The sequence below is a fragment of the Aeromonas sp. sif2416 genome (assembly GCF_019218665.1).
In the GTDB taxonomy this organism is placed as follows: domain Bacteria; phylum Pseudomonadota; class Gammaproteobacteria; order Enterobacterales; family Aeromonadaceae; genus Aeromonas; species Aeromonas encheleia.
Map to the genome: position 1 here is coordinate 24,169 of NZ_JAHUXC010000015.1, position 23,199 is coordinate 47,367.

A 23,199-nucleotide genomic window follows, 5' to 3' on the forward strand; every position below is an offset into this window, starting at 1 on the left:
CTCACTCCTTGTGATTGAAGACCCCTACCCGCCTCAGCGCTGACCGGGTCCGGTATGCTTGGGGGTCAGCAGGAAGGGGGTGACCTCCTCGGCGGGCAGGCTGGGAGCCACCGCATCCACCGCCTGCTTCTGCTGCTGGTTGAGCTTGATGCGCGCCTTGTCCCGCCCCGCCTCGATCAGCTTGGGATCATCCAGCGGGCCCGAGACCCGGAAGTCGATGCGGGTCACCACGTCCACCACCGGCTCCAGCAGCTTGGAGAGCGCCAGCACATAGAGCCCGGTGATCGGGGTCAGCGAGAAGGCGGCCACCACCGGCAGGGTACCCCCCAGGTTCGGGGAGAAGCTCAGATCGTAATCGAGTCGCCAGCGCACCAGATCGGCGATGCCCTCACCGCGCAGGTTGCCCGCCGCCCCCTTCATGTAGAAGTCGTTGTTGTCCACCACCCCCTGCTTGATCTTGGCGGAGGCGGACATGGATTCGAAGTAGAAGCCCTTGTCGAACACATCGCGGAAATCGAGCCGCAACTTGCGCAGCAACGAATCCAGGCTGAGCAGGGAGAGCAGGCGGGCCCCCTTGTCGTTGACCTCCCGCAGGGTGCCGCCTTCCAGCTGATAGTCGGCGGTGCCCCCCAGGGTCGGCAGATCCAGCCGGTAGGGAACGTCACGCCAGTTCAGATCCAGCGCCAGCTTGCCCGGCGCATCGCCGATGGGCGAGGTGAAGCCGAGCCGCTGCAGCAACAGCTCGCTGTTCTGGGTGTTGAGCTTGAGCCGGGCCCGGGTCTGCATCTGGCCGGGTAGCGCCAGCCATTCGGCGTTCCCGCTCAGGGTGCTGCCGGCGAGCTTCATCTCCAGCCCCTTGAGGGCCAGCTGGTTGACGCCGGGCACCAGTTCGCCTTTCAGCTCCCCCAGCGGCAGGGTGCCGAAGCGGCAGTCCACACAGCTGAAGTTGAGCCAGGGGATGGCGTCCATGATGGCCTTGTCCTGCCGGGCATCCGGCTCCGGGCTGAGATCCGATCCCTTGCCGGACCAGTAGATCCTGGCGAATTTGGCGTCGATGGGCTGTTGGCCGGCGACGGGAATGCGCACCACCCCCATCACATCCGGGCTGTCGATCATCACCTCGGTGGCCTGGCGGACCGGGCCCACGGTGAAGCGCACCGCCTTGATGTTGGCGCTGCCGATATCGGCTCGGGCCAGCTGGCCATCCACCCACCACTCCTGCGGCAGGAAGGAGGGGCCGACCACCGCATTGCCGCTCTCGGTCTGGCTCGGCAGCCAGCGCTTGAGCCGCGCCAGCCAGCCACCCACGTCCGCATGCGGCTGGTTGATGACCAGCAGCATGGGCTTGTCCTGCAACACCCTGGCCCCCGGCTGGCCGACGTCGACCCGCACCCGGCTGAGGTAGGGCGTGCCCTCGCCGTAAACCAGCCGGCTCTGCATGTCCACATCGTTCCCCAGCACGCCGCGAATATCGGCGGCGCCGTCGCGGCCTCGCACCGTGACCTTGAGCGGGAGCTGGCTGTCGGCCGTCTTGGCGAGGGGGAACGGCAGATCCAGCCCCATCCCCTGCAGGTTGGAGTCCAGCGCCAGCTGGAAGCTGAACGGCTTGTCATTGGGCAGCGTCAGCCCCAGGGCGCCAGTCCAGTTGCTGCGCCCCTTGAGCAGCTCGAGGGCGGGGATGTCGCGGCGTTGGCGACTGCTGTCCCACTGCCCCTTGAACTTGAGATCGACCTGATAACGGTTCGGCAGCTGCTTGCCCTGATAATCCAGGGTCAGCGGCTGATCCCACAGGCTGGCCTTGAGGTTGCTGAAACGGGTGTGTTCGTTGTCATACAACAGTCGGCCATCGACCCGCTCCAGCGGCATGTCGAGGGCGGCGATCCTGACCTTGTTGTTGTGGAACTGGGCGTCGCCGCTGGCCTTGACCTCGCCCTTGCCGCCGAGCGGAATATCCAGCTTGACCGTGCCCTTCATGGGCCCGCGGATCTCGATCTCCCGCAGCGCCTGGCCGACGGAGTTGCCCATCGGCGAATCCTGCAGATAGTCGCTGATGGCCTTGCCCTCGCCGGCGACCCTGGCGTCCACGTAGAGATGGGCGCCCGGGGCCAGCGTCGGGATCCAGGCATGCACCGAGTCGGAGCCAGCCTTGCCGAGCCGGGTGGAGCGGCTGTTCATGTCGAGGCTGGCGTTCTGGAACAGCAGATCGATCTGCAGGTCGGTGAGCGGTTGCCAACCGGGGAAGAATTGGAAGGTCGCCTTCTCGAGCGGCACCGCCACCTGGAAGACGCCGGCGCCCTGATCGTAGGGGAAGTCCCTGAACTCGCCGTACCAGAGCAGGTCGGCGCCCTTGGCCTGGCCCCCCTTGATGGCCCCGCTCAGGTAGTTCACCAGGCCGTCACTCATCACGGCCAGCGGGTAATAGCGGTAGGCATGGCCCGCGTTCTTGACGTCGATGCGGCCGGTCAGGGCGAGGAAGGGGTGCTCGAACAGATCGAGCCGGAAGCGGCTGGCAAGACGCAGATCCGGGTTGTCCAGGGCGATGTCCTGGCCATAGAGCACCCAGCCTGCCGGCGTCTGCCACCAATCCAGCCGCGCCGCCAGGCTGTCGACCGGGATCGGCTCCTTGAAGTGGCGCGCCGGATCCACCTTGCCCTTGCCGAGGCCCAGGCGGGCGCCGCCGCCCGCCGGGGTCAGCCAGAATTCGCCGTCCAGGTTCTGCAGGCCAGGCACATCCCGCCAGGCCTTCATCTCGAAGCCCGCGAGCCGTCCGGCGAGGGAGAGCCCCTGCCAGTTCGCATCCGCCTGCAGGATCAGATCCTGCAACTTGCCCTTGGGCTGGGTGCGCTTGAGGGTCTCGGTCAGGCGGGGATAGAGACCCGAGACCAGCTGGCTCAGGCTGGCGATCTGGCTGATGTCGATGGCGGGCACATAGCCCTGGATGCGTTCGCCCACCCGCTCGAGCTGCAGCCGGCTGTGCAGCCAGGTCGCGCCATCGAGCTTGAAGATCACATCATGGCTGGCGAGCTGCCACTCCTCCCCCGACCGCCGCAGCTGGATCTTGCCGCCGCGCAGATCGAGCCGGTGTGGCTCTCCCTTGACCTCGTCCTTCCAGATCAGATGGTTGTTGCCAAAGGCCAGCAGCGAGTCCCCCAGCTGACCGTTGGCAAAGTTGCTCCACAGCTGGAAGTCGAGCTGGCCCGTCACCTTGGGCTCGCCGGCGTGGATCCTGGCCAGCATGGGGCTGATGTCGAGCTCGCTGGCCCCCAGATAGAGCTGGCCACTGAGGCTGCCGAACCGCGTCGCGGGGGCGTCTACGTCCAGGATGAGATCGATGGCGCTCTCGCCCACCCCGTTGATGAGATAGGCCTTGCCCACGCCCTGGTGACGCTGGCCGCGGTTCTGCCAGCGCAGCTGGGCGATGTTGAGGGCACGCACCTCACCCAGCGCCGTGGTCACGCTCAGGCGGGTGTCATGAATGTCGAAGGTGGAGAGCTGGGTCAGCAGGAAGCGCAGCAGGGCTGCCTGCTGGTTCGGATTCTTCTCGCCCGCCGGCTCTGCCGGCTGGGCCAGATCCAGCGCTATGTCGCCGTCGCTCAGCAGCAGTTGGCCGAACACCGGCTTCCACTCGTTGAGGGAGCGCCAGAAGTCGAGGTGGGCCCACACCTTGCCGAGCCGCAGGGAGAAACGCCCCGAATCGGGTGCGATGGCGAGTCCTTGCAGCTCGAGGGCCGGCCCGCGCTGGGTCCAGTCCAGGCCGACGTGCTCGACACTGACCTCCAGCTGGCTGTTGCCGAGCAGGCTGGCGATCAGCGCCTGGCGATGCTGGTTGAGCAGGGGGCCGCCAAGGCGTACCAGGCTGACCAGGATGGCCAGCAGCACGAAGAAGACCCCGAGGGCTAACCAGCCCCGACTCAGCCAGCGGTAGACCAATTACATCATCACCACATCGAATTGTTCCTGCCCACAGAGCGGCTCAGTCACCACCCTGACCTGTTTGCCGATGAAGACTTCCAGCTCGGCCAGACTGTGTGATTCCTCGCCCCGCAGGTAGTCGGCCACCGAGGGGGCCGCGTAGACGGTGAACTGATCCGCATCGTAGGCGCGGTTGACCCGGATGATCTCCCGCAGGATCTCGAAGCAGACCGACTCCACCGTCTTGACCCGGCCACGGCCCTTGCACTCCGGGCACTCGGAGCAGAGCACATGCTCCAGGCTCTCGCGGGTGCGCTTGCGGGTCATCTCCACCAGCCCGAGCTGGGAGAAGCCGTTGACGTTGGTCTTGGCCCTGTCCTTGGCCAGCGCCAGCTCCAGGCTGTGCAACACCCGACGGCGGTGATCCTCCGACTGCATGTCGATGAAGTCGATGATGATGATGCCACCGAGGTTGCGCAGCCGCAGGTGGCGGGCGATGGCGGCGGTCGCCTCGACGTTGGTGTTGAAGATGGTCTCTTCCAGATTGCGGTGGCCGACGAAGGCGCCGGTGTTGATGTCCACCGTGGTCATGGCTTCGGTCTGGTCGATGATGAGGTAGCCGCCGGATTTCAGCTCCACCTTGCGCTCAAGGGCGCGCTGGATCTCGTTCTCCACGTCGTAGAGATCGAAGATGGGCGACTCGCCGGAGTAGTACTCCAGCTTGTTCGCGAGCTCGGGCACATACTCCCCGGTGAAATGCGAGAGCAGCTCGAAGCTCTGGCGCGAGTCGACCCGGATCTTGTCGAGCTCGGCGCCGACGAAGTCGCGCACCACCCGGAAGGCCAGGCTGGGATCCTCGTAGAGGATCTTGCAGGGCGGGTACTTCTGCTTGCGCTCCAGGATCTTGCGCCACAGCCGCTTGAGGAAGGCGGCATCCTGCTCCAGCTCCTGCTCCCCCACCCCTTCGGCGGCGGTGCGGATGATGTAACCACCGAGATCATCCACGTAGCCCGCTACGGTACGCTTGAGGCGCTCGCGCTCCGCTTCCGACTCGATGCGTTGGGAGACGCCGACGTGAGCGCTGCCCGGCATAAACACCAGATAGCGGGAGGGCAGGGTGATGTCGGTGGTGAGGCGGGCACCCTTGGTGCCCAGCGGATCCTTGACCACCTGCACCATGATGTCCTGGCCCTGGCGCACCAGCTCGGCGATGTTGCCGGCCTGGAACTGCTCCTTCTCCTTCACCGCCACGCACTCGGTGTGCGGCACTATGTCGGAGGCGTGCAGGAAGGCGGCCTTGTCCATGCCGATGTCGACGAAGGCGGCCTGCATGCCGGGCAGCACCCGGCTGATCTTGCCCTTGTAGATGTTGCCCACTATGCCGCGCTTGGCCTGACGCTCTACATGCACTTCCTGCAGCAGGCCGTTCTCGACCAGGGCGACCCGGGTTTCGGAGGGGGTGACGTTCACCAGCAGTTCGACTGACATAAGTTACCTTGCCTTTCTAGTTTTGAATTCTGACTGCCAGTCCGGCAGGGCACGCGCAACGCAGGTGGTAACGCAGCAGGAGACCGCTGGGGCGGGTTATCGGCTCTGTTCGAGCTGCTGGCGGATCAGCAGATCCGTTTCCAGCAGGGGCAGGCCGACCACGGCGCTGTAGCTCCCCTCTAGCCGGCTGACAAACTTGCCGGCGATGCCCTGAATGGCATAGGCGCCGGCCTTGTCGCAGGGCTCGCCGGTGCGCCAGTAGGCCTCGATCTCGGCCTCGTCCAGCTTGCGAAACGCCACGTTGGTGGTGACCAGCCGCACGTCGCAGCGCTCCGGGGTGGCCAACGCCACCGCCGTCATCACCTGATGTACCTTGCCGGAGAGCGCCTCCAGCATGTCTTTGGCGTCGAGCAGATCGGAGGGTTTCTCCAGCACCCGATCCCCCAACACCACTATGGTGTCGGCGCCCAGCACCGGCAGCGCGGTCGGGGCGGCAGCCACCCCGGCCATCGCCTTGTCACGGGCGAGCCGGCAGACATAATCCTGGGGCTTCTCGCCCGCTTCCCGTTGCTCGGGAACATCCAGCCTGAGTACCTCGAAACGGTAGCCGAGGCGGGTCAATAATTCGTGCCGGCGGGGGGAACCCGAGGCGAGATAGAGTTGCAGTTCGTTGTGCTTGTTCATATTCACTCAATGAGATGAGACGCAGTTACAATCCGTTGTTTTTGCTCATGTTCACTTAATATTGAAGTGACGGCGCACCTTGCGCAAGACCATAAAGATCCAGGGCCATATTAGCATCGTCGTCAGGGTCGACCAAAAATAGGCGAAATTGAGGCTGGCACGGCTGAACAGGTGCTCGGCCCAGAACACGGTGATCTTGCCCACCAGCGAGAGCAGGCCGATGATCAGCGCCTGCTGCCAAAGGGAGAAGTTGCGGATCTTCTGGAACTGGAAGGCCGCCAGATAGGTGGTGATGGCCATGGCCATGGCCCGCACCCCGAGCGTGCTGCCGAGCAGCACGTCCAGCAGCAGGCCCGCCACCCAGGCGGTGCCGACGTTGGCCCGGTGCGGCAACGCCAGCGCCCAGTAGATGAGCACCATGGCGAGCCAGTCCGGCCGGAAGGGTTCGAATTGGAAGGGGAGCGGCAGGATCGACAGGCACAGAGCCAGCAGGATCGAGACCCAGATCCAGATCCTGCCACTGGCGGGTTGCAGCATCAGCGCGTCGCTCCCGCCGCCGAGGTGGCCGTCGCCGCGGACGCCGCCGGAGCTGGGGCCTGAGCCGGTGCCAGGGCATCATTGTCGTGCACTTCCGGCTTCTTGTCGGTCCACAGCAGCAGCAGATAGCGCAATCGGTCCAGCTCCACCAGCGGCTTGGCTTCGACCTGGGCGAAGGGCTTGCCCTCCACATAGTCGGAGCGAGTCACGGTCGCCACCGGGTAGCCTTCCGGGAAGCGACCGCCGAGACCCGAGGTCACCAGCAGATCGCCGACCTGCACATCGGTGTTGCGCGGCAGGTTGCGCAGCTCGAGCTTGTCGAGTTCACCACTGCCGGAGGCGATGGCGCGCAGATCGTTGCGCAGCACCCGCACCGGGATGCCGTGGCTGGAGTCGGTGACCAGCAGGACGCGGCTGGTGGTGGAACCCACGTGCAGCACCTGACCTATCACCCCCTGATCGTTGATCACCGGCTGGCCGTTATAGACGCCGTCCAGCGCCCCCTTGTTGATCAGCACCTGATGACTGAAGGGGTCGGAATCCACCGACAGCAGCTCGGCCACCATCTTGCGGGACTCCTTGTGCACCGGCGAACCGAGCAGCTCACGCAGCCGCTGGTTCTCGTGCTCCAGCTGATCCAGCTTGAGCAGGCGCGAGCGCAGGGTGAACAGCTGTTGTTCCTGCTGCTTGGTCTGTTCGATGAGGCTGGAGCGGGTCTGCACCTGGGTCGACATGGTATCGAGCAGGGTGCCGGGGGCGTTGGCGATGTATTGCAGCGGGCTGACCAGCGAGCTCAGATAAACGCGGACATGGGTAAACACACCGAAGCGGGAGTCCGCGACGATGGCAGCAACAGAGATGATGACGGCGAGAAACAACCGTAACTGAAGCGAAGGGCCTCTACCAAAAATGGGTTTCATGAGTCGTCAAAAAAGAGCCGGCACGCTGGCCGGCTTTGGGTCTTATTCGTAGTGGAACAGATCGCCACCGTGCATATCGATCAGCTCCAGCGCCTTGCCGCCACCGCGGGCGACACAGGTGAGCGGATCTTCGGCCACGACGACCGGGATGCCGGTCTCTTCCATCAGCAGGCGGTCGATGTCCTTGAGCAGGGCACCACCACCGGTCAGCACCATGCCGCGCTCGGAGATGTCGGACGCCAGCTCGGGCGGAGACTGCTCCAGGGCGACCATGACGGCGGCGACGATACCGGACAGCGGCTCTTGCAGCGCTTCCAGGATCTCGTTGGAGTTCAGGGTGAAGCTGCGCGGCACCCCTTCGGCCAGGTTGCGACCACGCACCTCGATCTCGCGTACCTCTTCGCCCGGATAGGCGGAGCCGATCGAGTGCTTGATGCGCTCGGCGGTGGCTTCCCCGATCAGGCTGCCATAGTTGCGACGCACGTAGCTGATGATGGCTTCGTCAAACTTGTCGCCACCGATGCGCACGGACTGGGAGTAGACCACGCCGTTCAGGGAGATGATGGCCACCTCGGTGGTACCACCACCGATGTCCACCACCATGGAGCCGGTCGCTTCGGAGACCGGCAGACCGGCACCGATGGCGGCAGCCATGGGTTCATCGATCAGGTAGACCTCACGGGCACCGGCGCCCAGCGCGGATTCCTTGATGGCACGGCGCTCGACCTGAGTGGAGCCGCACGGCACGCACACCAGCACACGGGGGCTGGGGCGGAAATAGTTGTTGTCGTGAACCTGCTTGATGAAGTGCTGCAGCATCTTCTCGGTCACGTAGAAGTCGGCGATGACGCCGTCTTTCATCGGACGGATGGCGGAGATGTTGCCTGGGGTACGACCCAGCATCTGCTTGGCGGCATGACCGACGGCAGCGACCGATTTGGCGTTCCCGCGCTCTTGGCGAATGGCGACAACTGAGGGTTCGTTAAGGACGATCCCTTGATCTTTTACGTAGATCAGGGTGTTGGCAGTTCCCAAGTCGATCGACAGATCGTTGGAAAAGACGCCTCTGAGCTTTTTGAACATGGCTACGGGAAATCCTAAGAATTTGGAGGTGCATAAAACCGGCTAACTTTACCAATGCCCACCTCAATGGGCAAGCGCTCAAACTGTCGCCAATCAATCAAGCGCGACAAAAATGCGAGTCATCACTCACCCGCTCAGGCAGACAAACTCTACGAAACAAGGAGATAAGTCTCAAGCTCAAGCCAAACGGTCCCGATCCTCATCGACAGATCAATTTCAGGGCATCACCTCACGCCGATAAATAATTCTGTCATTGCCACGACCGATGCCAAAAATCGCCATGCCATCCAGACTCTGGGGGTCCGAAAGCCAGAGCGGCCGCCGTCCTGGTTGCAGCGCCGACTCGGGTTGCTTGCTCAGATCGATTCGGAAGGGAATGCGCACCGTCTGGTCCGGGGCCGCCAGCTGCAAGGCGATGACGCCATCCTGCACCGTCGCCGTCATGGCGCCGGGCGCGACCGGACCAAGCCCGAGCCGGATCTTGGTGTTCTCGTCCAGGGTCAGCTCGCCGCTCCCTGCATCGAAGCTCTGGCTGCTATCGGTAAACTCGAACCCTCCATCCAGCAGGGAGAGCCGGGTACATTGATCCGCCCACTGCCGGTGCCAGCTGCCTGCCTCGTGATATTGCAGTTGCAGCGGTACCATCAGCGGCGCCGACGCCACCCCCTGCGCCGTGCCGGCCAGCACCCGCCCGAAATAGGCCTCCATGGGGCTGGCATCGATCTGCTTGGCGTTGCAACCCGAGCCGCTGCATGTCCCGGCCTGTTGGGCATTGAAATCGGGGGCCGCGATCAGCGTCTGCCCGCCATCGTTGTCCTGCATATAGAGACCAAACAGCAGCTCGCGGTAGGGGCCGTCAGGCTGGCTATCGGAGAGGCGGGCAAACTCGGTCGGCCCGCTGAAATCAGCCGCCCCCGCCACCCATGGCAGCGGTCCCAGGCTGCGCAGCCGGGCAGAGAGTGCTATCCCATCTCTGTTGTTGGCCGTGCTCAGGTAGGCATCGCCCTTGGCGAAGCTCTCTCTATAGTTCTGAGTGACCCGTCCGAGCTGGTTGCGGGCCTCAATATGCAACTGCGTCAGGAAGGGCTGCCCCATATAACTGAAGGCGCCACAGGCCGGCGCTATGTCGCCGCTGACCAGATTGAAGTCCAGCGGGATAAAGCGCCCCAGCGGCGCGCTGAGCGCGGGGGTTATGGTATAGCCGAAGTAGCCGCCAGCTGGCGGGGTCGCCTGCATCCGGAACACCCCGACCTCGTTGACCGACTGCCCGACCACGTTGAGGTTGCTGGCGGTCGTGATGGCATGGTCGTAGCTAGCCGTACCGACGACCGCCTCCACCCCGGGTTGGGGGGCCACCAGCTGGCTAGCGAGCGCTATCCCGGTCAGTGCAAAGTTGGGGGTCGCCAGATTGCCGCGGCAGAGATCGGTGTCGTTATCGGACTGCCAGGCCACGGCCCCAAGGTTGAGCGGGAAGGCTTCCCCGGTCTTCTTGAATACCGGGCAGCTGATATCCCCTGCCACGCAGACCCCTTGCGGGGCCGTGATGCAGAGCCCGACCGGGCGACTGACAAACTGATCGCCCCCCGTCATCACCAGACCGGCGCTGTCGCCGCTGCCCTGGTGGCGGGCATTGAGCTGCATCTGACCCGCATCCGGATAATTGACCGTCAGGGTCGCCTCCCCCTGGCCATCGAAGCTCAGGTTGCTGGCGGTGGCCGCCCCCTGGGTCGTCGCGATGGCGTTGCCATTGACCGTCACCTTGCTGCCAAAGCCGTTGCCGCTCGGGCTGACGTAATCGCTCCAGAAGCTGACCGGCTTGCTGACGCCGGCAAAGCCGGGCACGCACTTCTGGCTCGCGCTGTCTTTCTTCACCGCCTTCAGCTGCACCTGTTGCGGCCTGTTGGCGTAAGTGTCCGGCACATCGAACAGGAAACCGCTGTCGGCAAAGCTGAGGGTACAGGCGGCGGCGCTGAGTGCACCGCCCCCGGCCCGGCACAGGGTGGCAGTGCTCGCGACCGGATTCGATGCACTAACCCCCAGGGTCACAGCGCCCGCAGTGGTATGGCGAAGTTGTTTGACGGCACTTCCTCCCGTCAGGCTGAGCTGGTTGCCACCTTCCCAGCCCGTCGCCGGAGCCAGGGTAAGAGAGACCGTGGTTGTAATCAGACTGCTGCAGGCGGCATTGGCACAGGCGCGAATGGTGATGGGCTCAGGGTTGCAGGTCAACGCCTGGCCGCTGTGATCCAGCTCGAAATGGTCAACGTGACTACCGCCGCCACCGCCTTGCTGGCACAGACCACCCAGATCAGCATTGTCGACCGCGTCCTGAGAAAAATCGACCTCGCCGTTGCCACCCATATCGATGCTCCCACCCGCCGCCAGCGCCCCATCAATGCTGGCATTGCCAGACATATTGACGTCTCCCATGACATAGACGATGCCGTTGATCTGGTTCTGACCCTTAATCGAGAGATCGCCCTTTACATAAATGAAGAGGTTCTCTGGTGGGTTGGTTAGGTTGAGCTTGGCGTTGTTCAGATCGAGCTTGTTGAAGTACAGCCGCGCCGTCACCCCACTGGCGACGATCTCGGCGTCATTGCCGATGGAACCGTTGTTGAAATCATGATCCCCTGGCGCGAAGCTGTTCCCGGCGTGACCGCTGCAGGTAGTCACTCCCTTGTGGCTGCTGCATGACAGATCCGTCAAGGGCGGTTCAAGCATACCCGCGGGTGGCTCCATGATGGCACCTTCCGTCGGTGGGTCAGTGAAGATATCACTGCAGTTGGGCAACGGGGGCGGCACCACTGCGTCCCCCTTGTTGATAACGCTATTGTCTTTCACCACCAGGGTACGCGCCGTGATCCGACCGGTCAGGGTCGCCTGGTTGCCCATAATCACAGTGCCACCGGCATAGAGATAGCCGACAAACCTGGCGCTATCACTGATATTGAAGTCGTTATAACTGACCCAGACCAGGTTCTGCTTGCCACCGGCATTGATCAATGGATTGTTACGCAACGTCGGTGTGTTCTTGACGAAGATCCGGGTCAGCGCCTGATCCTTACTCTGTAACTTGACGATGGTGCTATCCAGGGAAAGTGTCTCGAAGAAATGATCGCCCGGCCCCAGGATCAGGGTGCCACCATTGCTCATATTCAAGCTGGCTATCTGATAGCCCGGCTGGGCGGTCAACACCAGTTGGCACCCGCTGCTACCTACGTTGCGGTAAGCCTTCTGATCCAGCACCGCACTGCCATTGTTGTTGCAGTTTAGATCTGTGGTGGAGCCATTCGTGGGGAAAGCGTTACCCCCCGTCAGGCTGAGGCCGCCAATATCCTGTCCCGTGATGGCGCAAACCTTGTAGCCCCCCAGGCCATCGTCACAGTTCCTGGTGTTGTTCTGGTTGGCAGTAATGGAGCAGAAGGACAGTTTGTTCCCGCCAGTGCCGTTGATCCTGGGATTGTTGACCTCACTCAGCTGGGGGATGAGTGTCCCGGCACAGGCGCTGGCTTGCTCCCCATGGTGCCCTTGTACCACGGCCGGAAAATAGCGGCCGGTATCAATGACGCCAAACGCATCCGCACCCGAACTGACCAGGCTCAACAGCGACCAAGCGACCAGGCACAACATGAACCCGCATCGACGAGGAAAAGCGCAGAGCCAGCCCCAGGAGCTTCGGTTGTCTGTCATGGTGCATCTCCATCGAAGGCTTCCGCCACCAAGGTCCGACTGACGGCAAAATCGGGGTTGGGGCTATTCAGATCCGTGTTACCACAGCGCCCTTCGCTGCGAAACCGGTAGCTGGTCTGGGTCATCCCGTTCGTACTCGCGGTGATGGGCTGACAGGTCACGCTGACCTGACAATCCACCAACCCGGGGATAGAGAAGGAGGTCCTGGTCAGAGCATCACACCGCTGGGCGGTCCAGTGATCGTTGGGGTAGAGCCGATAGAGGGCTATTTCCAACCCGCTCTGGGCCGCCATCAGGGCCCGCACACCCCGCACCTCCACCGTGTTCTTCTCGCCGCTATCCACCAGAAAACGGCCCATGGCCGCCGCCAGCAGGGCCATGATGACGATGACAAAAAGCGCGATCATGATGGCGCTGCCCCGTTGGGCCGTCATGGCGGGGGGGCAGGCGCTAGGGGACATTGAATGGCTCCAGCCGATGGTTGAAGGTGACGCTCTCGCCGCGCTGCTCGAGTATCAGCCTCAGCCCGACCTCGCTCGGGCTGAAGGCCGCCGGATCCCGGTAGAAGTAAGAGGAGATCGGGCGGATATGCTCGGCCATCGGGGCGGGAGTGCTAGTGCCAATATTCACGCCTATGGCGGCACTGCTCCGGTTCAACACTGAATCAGTCACGCAGTAGCGCACCTGCTGGTTGGCGAAATAGATGCGCCAGCTCGGAGAATCCTTGGTGAAGACATTGTCGACCACCAGCGGCAGCGCCCCCGAGACGGGGCTACCCACTGAGGTCACCCTGGCGACGCAGTTGCCATAGAGACAACCCTGGTCCAAGGTGAGATCCGGGCTGGCAAGGGGGTAGACGATGGCCAGCTCACCCACCTCGGGGAGGCGAACCGGGGTGATGATAGTCAGCCCGCCGCTCCCATTGGGGCTCAGATAGCGGCTGGCGGTGGCAATGGGCCAGAAGCGCAGGCAGTTGCCCTGCTCCACCACATTTCCAAGGCTGTCCTCCACCCGTACCGAGCCCGGCACCGCATCGCGCAGCTCGCGATTGAGCCGCTCCAGCGCGAAGCGGGCATCGCTCATCAACTGCTCGCGGCTACTCGCATCGCCATAGATCTGGGTGCCGATGCCGATAAACTGGCTGGAGAAGGTGGCCATGATGCCGAGCAGCAGGATCACCATCACCAGCTCGACCAGCGTAAAACCCCGAGCCAGACGACGAGCCATCAGTAGTTACCCCGGTAGACAGCAAAATCGACTTCACTGCTATCCGGCAGCCGCACCTGCAGATCGATGCGCTTGCCAACGGACTCTGCGCTCTTGCCCGGGCTCCCAAACAGGGAGTCAGGCGTGACGCTGATCCTGATCTGATAGTTGCGATACTCCTCGTTGTTGACGCCAACCGACGTCTGGGTAAAGCGATTGGCGTCCACCCAGTTGCCTGCGGTATCGAAGTCATCAACATCGTTAAAGGCATAAGAGGCGGGCTCACCATCAGGGCCGTAGTCGGTGCTGGCAGTGCAGGTGGGATAGGTCACAGGAGGCGTACCGGCCGTCTCGCCGCAGCGATAGCGACCGCCGTTATGGTCCGAATGTTCGTCGAAGGATTTTTGCAGCACCTCGTTCAAGATGCGTTGAGCCAGTTGGGCGGCGCGCACCTGCTGCACCGGATCCACAGCCTGGGGTGCCTGATTGACAAGCAAGCCCAGGATCCCGGTCAGCGCTATGGTCAGCAGCACTATGCCGACGACAAGCTCGACCAGGGTAAAACCGCGGGAGGCGTTAAGGGAGGGCATAGATATAGCCTTCGGACTCGATACGTAACCGGGTACGTTCGGCGCCCTCAGTGACAGCCAGATCGCAACCAGCGGCGCAAGAGCCCAGGGGGCGGCCACTGTGTTTATCGAAGGAGAACCTCGCCGGGGGGGACAGGACAACGTCGCCAGAGGTGCTCACCACCCGACCACGGCTCTGCTCGTCCGCACTCCAGCTCGAGATGGGTTTGGCACTGCAGCTACCCGTCTGCGTCAGGTGACCGAAGCGGTTAGCCTCCAGCACCAGCTGGGTGCAGCGATCCCCCCCCTCGTTCATATTCATGGTCTGCACCAGTCGCAGCCGGGCCACCAGCTCATCGCGCAGGGTATGGGTTTCAAAGCCGCCTTTGCCCAGCCACTTGGGCACGGCAAAGGCGGCCAGAATCCCGAGTAACAGGATCACGATTACTAGTTCAACCAGGGTGAACCCCTTTCGCATTCTGTTGATTCCAAATAGAAAAGGCGAGGCATACGCCTCGCCTAACACAGCATTACGAGCAGTTGGCGCCGCTCAGTTGCACAGAGAAGGTCTCACCTTCATCCGCCGGTGCGTTGTAAATCACCTCACAGCTATTGGCTTGATCCGAGGTAAATACACCGCTGTTATCCACGGCCCAGCCGCCATCCAGAGTGACTACCTGGCCAATCCCAGCCTGATCCGCTGTCGGATAACCCCAGGTTGTAGTGGCTGAGCTGGTGCCTACGGCAACAGAAGAGGAGTCCAGCTTCTCTGTGCCATCGATAGCCGAACGGCTATAGACCAGTTGAGCCCCACTCTGCACGGCGGCGGCAACGCCCTGTGCAGCAGCCTTATTGGCATCATCCTGCAGATTCAGGAACTTGGGCGCAGCGGTGACCGCCAGAATGCCCAGGATGATGATCACGATCACCAGTTCGATCAGGGTAAAACCCGCCTGCTTTTTCATTACATTATTCCTCTGTTTATCAATTGATATTGGTGGTGACCTGGCCGGAGGCCGGGCGGTAACTGAAACTCATATAGGCATCCGTGCTCCCTTGCGGGTCCTGATACCGTCCATCACTTCCCTTGCTCAGGCTGTTGACCAGATAGTAACGGCAGACCGAATCCAGTCCATTGTTGCTCACCGTGGCATAGAACTTCAGGTCATTGCCGCTACCGCTTACCTCGTCAAAGTTGGCAGTAGCCTTGGGAGGATTTTGCAACAACCCCTCCCAAATATTGAGACAGCGCGTGGCCGTCAGATTGGCCGGATCCACATCGGGAGAGCCGCTCGCCGAAGTATCCATGGGATAACCGGGGGAGAGCTCGCCATTGTTGACCTGGCTCTCGGTCGGCGTGGTGAGATAGAAGCGCGAGCCGTCATACAGCACTGTGTTGAGGCTGTCCTGCTTGGCACGCCCCTCCGCCTCCCACTGGGCCCGCACCAGAGAGACCGCGGTGGCAAAGCCGCCCGATACCCCTTCCACACTGGCCTTCTTCGCCTCGTCGGTCACGTCGAGAAAACGGGGCAAGGCGGTGACCGCCAGTATCCCCAGAATCACGATGACGATCACCAGCTCGATCAGGGAAAAACCGCCCATAGTGCGGCCGGGTGTCACTCTCTTTGCTGCCATGCTGCCTCCGTAGTAACCCGCATTATTTCATGCAGATAGAAAAAAATCATGTAACCCAGAGTCCAGACTGGATCCGTTCAATCGCCATTCAGGATCTGAACACCACCCGGCCATCAGAGAAGCGATAAATCAGCCAGTTAGCCTCCCAGCCAAATTCACAGCCTCCGCCATCCCGGCTGGCCAGCACCTGCAGTGACGGCAGCTCCTGCGCCTGCGGGCCGATCAGTTGCTGCCACAGCTGGCGGCAGTTGTCGGAGGGCGACCGCAACGGCAGCACGGCCAGCGGCCAGCCCCGTTCATCGAACTGCCAGGCCACTCCTTGCCCATGCAGCACCTCGGGCCTGCGCTGATCGAGCCAGAGCCCGTGCAAGCGCTGCGCGCGCTCGGCAAACTGGCCCCCGAGTAGCTCCAGGCTGACCGCCAGTGCCTGCTCCCGCTGGCTGCGATAGCCCAGGGCCAGACTGGCGACTATGACCAGCAGCAAGATAACGGCCAGCAAACGCCTGTATCCCCCCAGCCAGCGATCATCCTGCTCGGACTGTCTGCTCACCCATTGCCCTCCCGGCGCCTAGTTGTCCCGTACGGCACACATCATGTTCCCCGTCAGGAACCTGAAGATGCCTCATCACTTGCCGCGCACGGCACACACCATGCCCCCCATCAGGAGGGTGAAGATGCCGTCTTATTTTCCTCTGACCGCACGCATCATGTCCCACATGGGTGTGAAGATGCCCAGCGCCAGGATCAGCACCATGACCGCCACTATGCCGATCAGGATGGGCTCGATGCGGGCGGTGAGGCTCTTGAGGTCATAGTCCACCTCCCGCTCGTAGTATTCGGCCGCCTCATGCAGCAGCTCATCCACCTGGCCGGTCTCCTCTCCCACAGCGATCATCTGCATCACCAGCGGGGTAAACAGGCCGCTGCCACCGGCGGTGCGCAGCAGGCTCTCGCCGCGCTCTATGCCCGCCCGCATGTCGCGGATCTGGCCGGCCATATAAGCGTTGTCCACCGCATCGGCCACCAGAGTCAGCGCCTGGTTGAGCGGCACCCCGGCCTTGAGCATCATTGAGAAGCTGCGGGCAAAGCGGGCCAGCAGTGAACGCTCTATGATGGTGCCGACTATGGGCAGCCTGAGCTGCCATCTGTGCCAGGCCAGCTTGCCCCCGGGGGTCGCGACCCAGCGCCGCCAACCGACGACGGCGCCCACCAGGATGGCGAGCAGCAGCCACCAGTAGTGGACGAAGAAGTGGGAGGTGGCGAGCAGGATCCGGGTCGCCAGCGGCAACTCGACCCCGAACTTGGCAAACATGCCGGCGAACACCGGGATCACCATGATGTTGAGGATCACCATGGCGATGCCGATGGCAATCATCACGAAGCTGGGATAGCGCATGGCGGTCTTGATCCGCTTGCGGGTCTCCAGCTCCAGATCGAAATAGTTGGCGAGCTGCAGGAAGGCTTCCTCCAGCTGACCGGTGTTCTCGCCGACATGGATGATGGCGACGAACAGGTTGCTGAACACCCTGGGATGGGACTGCATGGCGCTGGACAGGGGACGACCGTTGCCGAGATCCTCCCCCAGCGCATGCAGCGCCCGCTTGAGCGGCTTGCTGTGGGCGCTCTCCTCCAGCCCGGCGATGGCGCGCAGTATGGGGATGCCCGCCCGGGTCAGGGCATACATCTGGCGGCTGAACACCACCAGCTCGTCCAGCTTGACGCCCCCTTCCAGCAGCAGCGACCAGTCGATGCTGGCCGCTTTCGCCTTGCCCGGTTTGAGCTCGGTCGGCATCACGCCGCGCCGCATCAGCTGCTCGGCGGCCGCCATCTCGCTGGCGGCATCCACCATCCCGCTGACGGCATTGCCCTGACTGTCACGGCCCTTGTAGTTGAAGCTGCCCATGGCTTAGCCCAGATCCTCGGCCAGCCTGAGCACCTCGTCCACCGAGGTGATGCCCTGGCGGGCGTAGTCCAGCGCGGTCAGGGCCAGGGGTCTGTAGTGTTCATGGTCGCGCGCCGCCCGGGCGAAACCTTCCGCATCGTTGCGGCGCAGGGCATCCATCATGGGCTGATCCAGCTCCAGCAGCTCGTAGACCCCGATCCGGCCGCTATAGCCGGTGAAGTTGCAGCTCTGGCAGCCGCGCCCCTTGTGGTAGGCATGCTGACCCGGCGCCTCGCCGGAGAGCACGCCGAGCCAGGTGGCCTGGCCCTCGTCCGGCGCCTGCTCCTCGACGCAGTGCTCGCATACCCGCCGCACCAGGCGCTGGGCCACCACGGCCCGCAAGGCGCTGGCCACCAGATAGCCGGGGGCGCCCATGTCGATCAGGCGCAGGGCGCTGGTCACCGCATCGTTGGTGTGCAAGGTGGTCAGCACCAGATGGCCGGTGATGGCGCCACGCAGGCCTATCTCCACCGTCTCGTTGTCCCGCATCTCCCCCACCAGCAGGATGTCCGGATCCTGGCGCAGGGTGGAGCGCAGCACCTGGGAGAAGGTGAGGCCGATCTTGGGGTTGACCTGCACCTGGTTGACCCGCGGCAGCCGGTACTCTACCGGGTCTTCCACCGTGATGATCTTGTGGCTGGCCTGGTTGAGCTCGGAGAGCGCGCCGTAGAGCGTCGTGGTCTTGCCGCTACCGGTCGGCCCCGTCACCAGTATCATGCCGTGGGGGCGTTTGAGCTGGCGGCGAAAACGCGCCAGGATTGCCGGTGGCATGCCGGTCTCGGCCAGCGAGAGGATGCCGGAGGATTGATCCAGCAGTCGCATCACCACGGATTCCCCATACTGCACCGGCATGGTCGACATCCGCACGTCCACGTCGCGGCCGCGCACCTTCATGGCGAAGCGGCCATCCTGGGGCAACCGCTTCTCGGAGATGTCGAGCCCGGCCACCAGCTTGAGGCGCAGCACCAGCGCCTGGGCGATGCGCACCTCGCTGAGGATGTTCTCGTGCAGCACGCCGTCGATGCGCTGGCGGATGCGCAGCACCTTCTCGTCCGGCTCGATGTGGATATCCGAGGCCCCCACCTGCACCGCGTCCTCGAACAGGGAGCGCAGCAGCTTGGCCACCGTCGCCTCCCCCTCGTCGGCCCCGGTATTGAGGTTGCTGCTGCCGAGCTCGAACCCGGTCTCCTGATGCTCCTCGTGCAGTTGCACGGCGAAGCTCTCGATCTCGCGGGTGCGGCGATAGAGCCTGTCGAAATACTCAAGCAGTTGGCCTTCCCGTGCCACCGCCAGCACCAGCTCGCGCGGGCTGAGCAGGGCGGCGATGGCATCCAGGGCGCTCAGATCGGCGGGATCCGACATGGCCACCGTCACCTTGTCGTCGCTGAGGTTGACCGCCAGCGCACGATAGCGACGGGCCTGCACCTCCGGCAACAACGCCACGGCCGCGGCGTCTATGGTGAGGTTGTTGAGATCGAAGAAGGGCACGTCCAGCTGACGGGCGAGGAACTGCAGCAGCTGCACCTCGCTGATGAAGCCGAGATCGATCAGGGTGGTCCCCAGCTTGCGGCCGGTCTGACGCTGCTGCTGCAGGGCGAGCTGCAGCTGATCATCGGAGATGATCTGCTCTTGCACCAGCAGATCGCCGAGCCGCATTTTCAGTCTGGGTTGTGCCATTGCTACTCCAAATTCCTGATTCTGATTACGCCGATTACCGTGATGACACCGCGTCCGATTAGGCGACCCTAATCGAACCTACGAACCGGTACCTATGGGGCCAGCTGGGCGATGCGCTGCTCCAGCCAGCGGGCCGATGCCTCGCCGAGGTTGCCGTGCAGCTGGGCGTTGCGATAGGCATCGAGGGCGCGCTGGCCGTGGCCCTGGCCATCCTCGGCCACGCCGAGCCCGAGCCACCAGCGGCCCTGATCCGGCTGCTGGCGCAGCAGCTTGACGTAGAGATCTGCCGCCTCGGCATTCTGACCCAGCTCCTGAGCCAGCCCGGCCCAGGTGGCGTAATAATCCAGGTTGTTGGCGATCTCCGGCTGGAGGCCACTCAACCAGCCGAGCGCCTTGGGCCTGTCCCCCGCGCCTATGGCCACCCGCGCCAGCAACAGCCGGAAATCGGCTTGCTGCGGCGCCAGACTGAGCCCCTCTTCCAGCACCTGCCCGGCCTCGGTCAGCCGACCCTCGCCATAGAGCAGGGCCGCCAGTTGCTCGCGCGCCCCCTGATTGTGGGGATCATGGGCCAGCACCTGGTAGTAATTGTCCTGCGCCTCCCGCAACTGGCCCTTGGCCATGGCGGTGGTGGCCTTGCGCTCGGCCAGGGCCGCCAGCTCGGGCGCGGAGAGCTCCACCGTCTCGATCTTCAGTATCCCGGGCTTGCGCGGCGGCGGGGCCATGACTGCCTCCTGCTCCGCCGCCAGCTCGGCCTGCAGATCCGGCTGCAGCTCCTCGTCGCTCGGGATAAGGTAATCGCCCTCCTGATCCGGTAGTTCCTGCGGCGCCGGGGCCTCGGCGATTGGCGCAGAGGTCGACTGCACCGGCTCGTCCGGCATCCCCTGCGGGACCGGCAAGGCCACAGCGACCGCCGCCGGCTCCTGCGTCATCGATGCCACAGACGCGGCCTGGACTATGGCATCAGGCGCGAGCGGTGCATCGAGCTGGGTGACCGGGGGATCGACCCGTTGGCTCTGCTGCCAGTAGATCCAGGAACGCCAGCCCAGGATGCCAAGGGCCAGCCCGCACAGCAGGGTCAGCACCAGCATCCACCAGCCTTGCTGGCGCACCGGTGCCACATAGATGGCGGTGCCCTCGCCCTGCTGGCGCTGCTCCAGATCCTTGAGCATCTGATTGATCACGCTCATGGCCAGACTCCGTAGGCCAGGGCAGCGCCCAGCAGCAACAGCAGCGGCCACCAGCGCACTAAGGAGCCGCGGCTGGCGTCCTCGGTATCGCGGATGGCGAGGCGCACCAGACGGGGGCCGATCCGGCGCATCCCACGGCCGTAGGCCAGCATCAGGCACTTCTGGGCCAGCACGTTGATGAGCCGCGGCACCCCGCGGGACGCCCGCCACAGCAGGCGCAGGGCACGGCCCTCAAACAGCGGCGCACCGCGATAGCCGGAGACCTGCAGCCGATGATCCACATAGGCGCGGGTCTCATCGACGCGCAGGGCGCGCAAGCAGTAGGAGAAGCCGATGCGCTGGCGCAGCTGGCGCAGGTGGGGCCTGGCCAGCCGCGCATCCAGCTCGGGTTGACCGAACAGCACTATCTGCAGCAGCTTGCTCGACTCCGTCTCCAGGTTGCCGAACAGCCGGATCGCCTCGAGCGTCTCATCCGGCAGGGCCTGCGCCTCGTCGATCAGCACCACCACCCGCTGACCCTGCTGATGCAGGGCGATCAGGTGGCGATGGATGCGATCGGTCAGATCCAGCTCCCCCTGATCCCGCATCGACAGCCCCAGCTCCAGCGCCAGGGCGGCACGCAGCTCGCCCGGCGTGAGATGGGGATTGGGCAGCCAGGCCAGGCGCACCGGGCGCGCCTCCGAGCCGAGTTCCCCCAGCAGCTTGCGGCAGAGCAGGGTCTTGCCGGTGCCCACCTCGCCGGTCACCTTGATGAAGCCCTCCCCCTGCGCCAGCGCCCAGTTCAGCACCTGCAGCGCCTCCTCATGGGGCGGCAGGCCGTAGTAGAAGCCGGTATTCGGGGTCAGGCCGAACGGTGCCTCCCGCAGGCCGAAGTGGCTCAAATACATGGGCTCTCCCCCGGCGCGTCAGCGGACAGGTGAGCGGCGACCGAGAGCCGACGAGCGGGTACGAGCGGGGCGCGAGTCATGCTTAGTCCTCGGGCGGATACCATTTGTCGAGCAGCTCGGAGGAGCGTTGCAGCTCCTTCTGCCAGGTATCCTTCTCCACCACGGTCGGCTTGAGCAGGATCACCAGCTCGACCTTCTTGGTGCTCTCGCTGCGGTTGGTGAAGGCCTCACCGACCCAGGGGATGTCGCCGAGCAGCGGCACCTTGCTGACGATCTCCTGCTTGTCGGTCTTCATCAGGCCGCCGATGACGATGATGTCGCCATTGTTGGCCTGCACCACGGTATCCGACTCGCGGATGGAGCTCTTGGCGAGCGGCAGCACCAGGGGATCCGCCGTGCCGACGTTGATGGTCTTGCTCTGCTCCTCGGTGTCGATGACGGAGGGGTGAATGTGCAGCAGCACCCGGCCGGCCTCATCGATCTGGGGCGTCACGTCCAGCGCTATGCCGGAGAAGAAGGGGGTCAGCTCCACGTTGGGGGTGACGATGGGCGCCGAGTTGCCCGAGGTGGTGGTGGTGGTCGAGGCATTGGTGACGAAATACTCGTCCGTGCCCACCTTGATCACCGCCTTCTGGTTGTTGGTCGCGGTGACTCTCGGGCTGGAGAGGGTGTTCACGTCGCCCTGGGTCTTGAGCAGGTCAACGGCCACCACGAAGTTACCATCCGAGATCTTGAAGCCGGCACCGCCCCCTATGGTATTGAAGATGGGATTGCTGGCACCGACCTGGCTACCGCCCAGGCTGCCACCGCCGATGATCCCCTTGTTGCCATCCCAGGTGGCGGAGAGGCCGTTCCAGTCCACCCCCTGTTCATAGCCTTCGTTGAGGGCCACCTCCAGGATCCGCGCCTCCAGCACCACCTGGCGCTTGAGGTGTTCGCCGGACTGCTCCAGGAAGTCGCGCACCGCCTTGAGCTCGCCGGGATAGGCGCGCACCGTGACCAGGCCCGCCTGCGGGCTGGTGATGACCGCCCGTCCCTCACCCGTGCCGATCAGCGTCTGCAGGGCCTCGCGCAGATCGGTCCAGTAGTCGTTGTTGCTGTCCGTCTCGATGCGGGTGCCGTTGCTGTTGTCGCTGTTGCCGTTGGAGGAGGAGCCGTTGTTGCTGCCGTTGTTATTGTTGTTGCTGCTGTTATTGTTGCCGCTGTCGAAGTTGTTGTTATTGCCGTTATCGTTGCTGTCATTGGCGGTGACGCCGCCGGTGCTGACCGAGGTGCGGGAGAGGCCGCGACGGGACATCATCAGGTAGTTGACCGGTATGGTCTCGGTACGCAGGCCGGCCGGGTAGACATGGAAGACGTTGCCCTTGCGCTGCACGTCGAAGCCATACATGTCGCCCACCACCGCCAGCGCTTCCTGCAGGGTCACATCCTTCAACTCCACCGAGATGGAACCCGCCACCCCGGGGTGCACCGCCACGCTGTAGCGGGAGCCCTTGAACAGGGAGCCGAAGAACTCGACCGCATCGACATCATGGGCCGCGATGCGCAGCCGCTTCTCCGGCACCGCCACCGGCTGCGGGATCCGATCCAGCTGCAGCAGTTCGCTTTGCACCGAGGGGGGCAGGGTGGTCAGGGGCGAAGTCTGGTTCTGCTCGGTCATGGCCTGCTTGAGGGCATCCTTGGCCTGCACCGGATCCGGATGCTTGTAGGTAGTACAACCCGCCACCGCCAACGCGAGGGGAAGCAGGCATAAATGGTGTTTTTTCATGTAGTTAGTGCACC

General features: G+C 63.8%; 19 protein-coding genes. All 19 read right to left on the minus strand.

What is annotated here, in order from left to right:
- Positions 1-33: 33 nt before the first annotated feature.
- Positions 34-3,930, minus strand: coding sequence for a YhdP family protein (locus KW821_RS19665; RefSeq protein ID WP_218292615.1), 3,897 nt, complete (start codon positions 3,928-3,930; stop codon positions 34-36).
- Entirely contained in the window at positions 3,931-5,400 is a 1,470-nt protein-coding gene (gene rng / locus KW821_RS19670) for a ribonuclease G (RefSeq protein WP_042651885.1), read from the minus strand.
- A 96-nt stretch (positions 5,401-5,496) separates the two neighbouring features.
- A complete protein-coding gene (locus KW821_RS19675) occupies positions 5,497-6,084 on the minus strand; it encodes a nucleoside triphosphate pyrophosphatase (protein ID WP_042651884.1) in 588 nt (195 codons plus the stop codon).
- Positions 6,085-6,135: 51 nt separating this feature from the next.
- The gene (gene mreD / locus KW821_RS19680) at positions 6,136-6,621 is read right to left on the minus strand and encodes a rod shape-determining protein MreD (protein WP_033131672.1); all 486 of its coding nucleotides are present in this window, start codon (positions 6,619-6,621) and stop codon (positions 6,136-6,138) included.
- Positions 6,621-7,541, minus strand: coding sequence for a rod shape-determining protein MreC (gene mreC / locus KW821_RS19685; RefSeq protein ID WP_042651883.1), 921 nt, complete (start codon positions 7,539-7,541; stop codon positions 6,621-6,623). The genes mreD and mreC overlap by 1 nt, the downstream gene beginning before the upstream one ends.
- 42 nt (positions 7,542-7,583) lie before the next feature.
- The gene (locus KW821_RS19690) at positions 7,584-8,624 is read right to left on the minus strand and encodes a rod shape-determining protein (RefSeq protein WP_042651882.1); all 1,041 of its coding nucleotides are present in this window, start codon (positions 8,622-8,624) and stop codon (positions 7,584-7,586) included.
- A gap of 216 nt (positions 8,625-8,840) precedes the next feature.
- A complete protein-coding gene (locus tag KW821_RS19695) occupies positions 8,841-12,254 on the minus strand; it encodes a DUF6701 domain-containing protein (RefSeq protein ID WP_218292616.1) in 3,414 nt (1,137 codons plus the stop codon).
- A gap of 56 nt (positions 12,255-12,310) precedes the next feature.
- On the minus strand, positions 12,311-12,721 hold the full coding sequence (locus KW821_RS19700) for an MSHA biogenesis protein MshP (protein WP_218292655.1): 411 nt from the start codon (positions 12,719-12,721) through the stop codon (positions 12,311-12,313).
- Between the two features lie 43 nt (positions 12,722-12,764).
- Positions 12,765-13,541: a PilW family protein gene (locus KW821_RS19705; RefSeq protein WP_218292617.1), complete on the minus strand. Its 777-nt coding sequence runs from the start codon at positions 13,539-13,541 to the stop codon at positions 12,765-12,767.
- Positions 13,541-14,110: a type II secretion system protein gene (locus tag KW821_RS19710; protein WP_218292618.1), complete on the minus strand. Its 570-nt coding sequence runs from the start codon at positions 14,108-14,110 to the stop codon at positions 13,541-13,543. The genes KW821_RS19705 and KW821_RS19710 overlap by 1 nt, the downstream gene beginning before the upstream one ends.
- Positions 14,097-14,567 (minus strand): Tfp pilus assembly protein FimT/FimU, encoded by a 471-nt coding sequence (locus tag KW821_RS19715; protein ID WP_218292619.1) that lies wholly within the window; start codon positions 14,565-14,567, stop codon positions 14,097-14,099. Before KW821_RS19715 ends, KW821_RS19710 begins: the two co-directional genes overlap by 14 nt.
- A gap of 52 nt (positions 14,568-14,619) precedes the next feature.
- The gene (locus KW821_RS21835) at positions 14,620-15,054 is read right to left on the minus strand and encodes a prepilin-type N-terminal cleavage/methylation domain-containing protein (protein ID WP_218292620.1); all 435 of its coding nucleotides are present in this window, start codon (positions 15,052-15,054) and stop codon (positions 14,620-14,622) included.
- A gap of 19 nt (positions 15,055-15,073) precedes the next feature.
- On the minus strand, positions 15,074-15,724 hold the full coding sequence (locus KW821_RS19725) for a type II secretion system protein (RefSeq protein WP_218292621.1): 651 nt from the start codon (positions 15,722-15,724) through the stop codon (positions 15,074-15,076).
- Between the two features lie 88 nt (positions 15,725-15,812).
- Positions 15,813-16,274, minus strand: coding sequence for a hypothetical protein (locus tag KW821_RS19730; protein WP_218292622.1), 462 nt, complete (start codon positions 16,272-16,274; stop codon positions 15,813-15,815).
- Between the two features lie 132 nt (positions 16,275-16,406).
- Positions 16,407-17,627 (minus strand): type II secretion system F family protein, encoded by a 1,221-nt coding sequence (locus KW821_RS19735; protein ID WP_218292623.1) that lies wholly within the window; start codon positions 17,625-17,627, stop codon positions 16,407-16,409.
- 3 nt (positions 17,628-17,630) lie between these two features.
- A complete protein-coding gene (mshE, locus tag KW821_RS19740) occupies positions 17,631-19,343 on the minus strand; it encodes an MSHA fimbrial ATPase MshE (protein WP_218292624.1) in 1,713 nt (570 codons plus the stop codon).
- 92 nt (positions 19,344-19,435) lie between these two features.
- Positions 19,436-20,530, minus strand: a complete 1,095-nt coding sequence (locus tag KW821_RS19745) for a tetratricopeptide repeat protein (RefSeq protein WP_218292625.1) — start codon at positions 20,528-20,530, stop codon at positions 19,436-19,438.
- Entirely contained in the window at positions 20,527-21,417 is an 891-nt protein-coding gene (locus KW821_RS19750) for an ExeA family protein (protein ID WP_042651872.1), read from the minus strand. Before KW821_RS19750 ends, KW821_RS19745 begins: the two co-directional genes overlap by 4 nt.
- Before the next feature lie 82 nt (positions 21,418-21,499).
- On the minus strand, positions 21,500-23,185 hold the full coding sequence (gene mshL, locus KW821_RS19755; protein WP_218292626.1) for a pilus (MSHA type) biogenesis protein MshL: 1,686 nt from the start codon (positions 23,183-23,185) through the stop codon (positions 21,500-21,502).
- Positions 23,186-23,199: the final 14 nt, after the last annotated feature.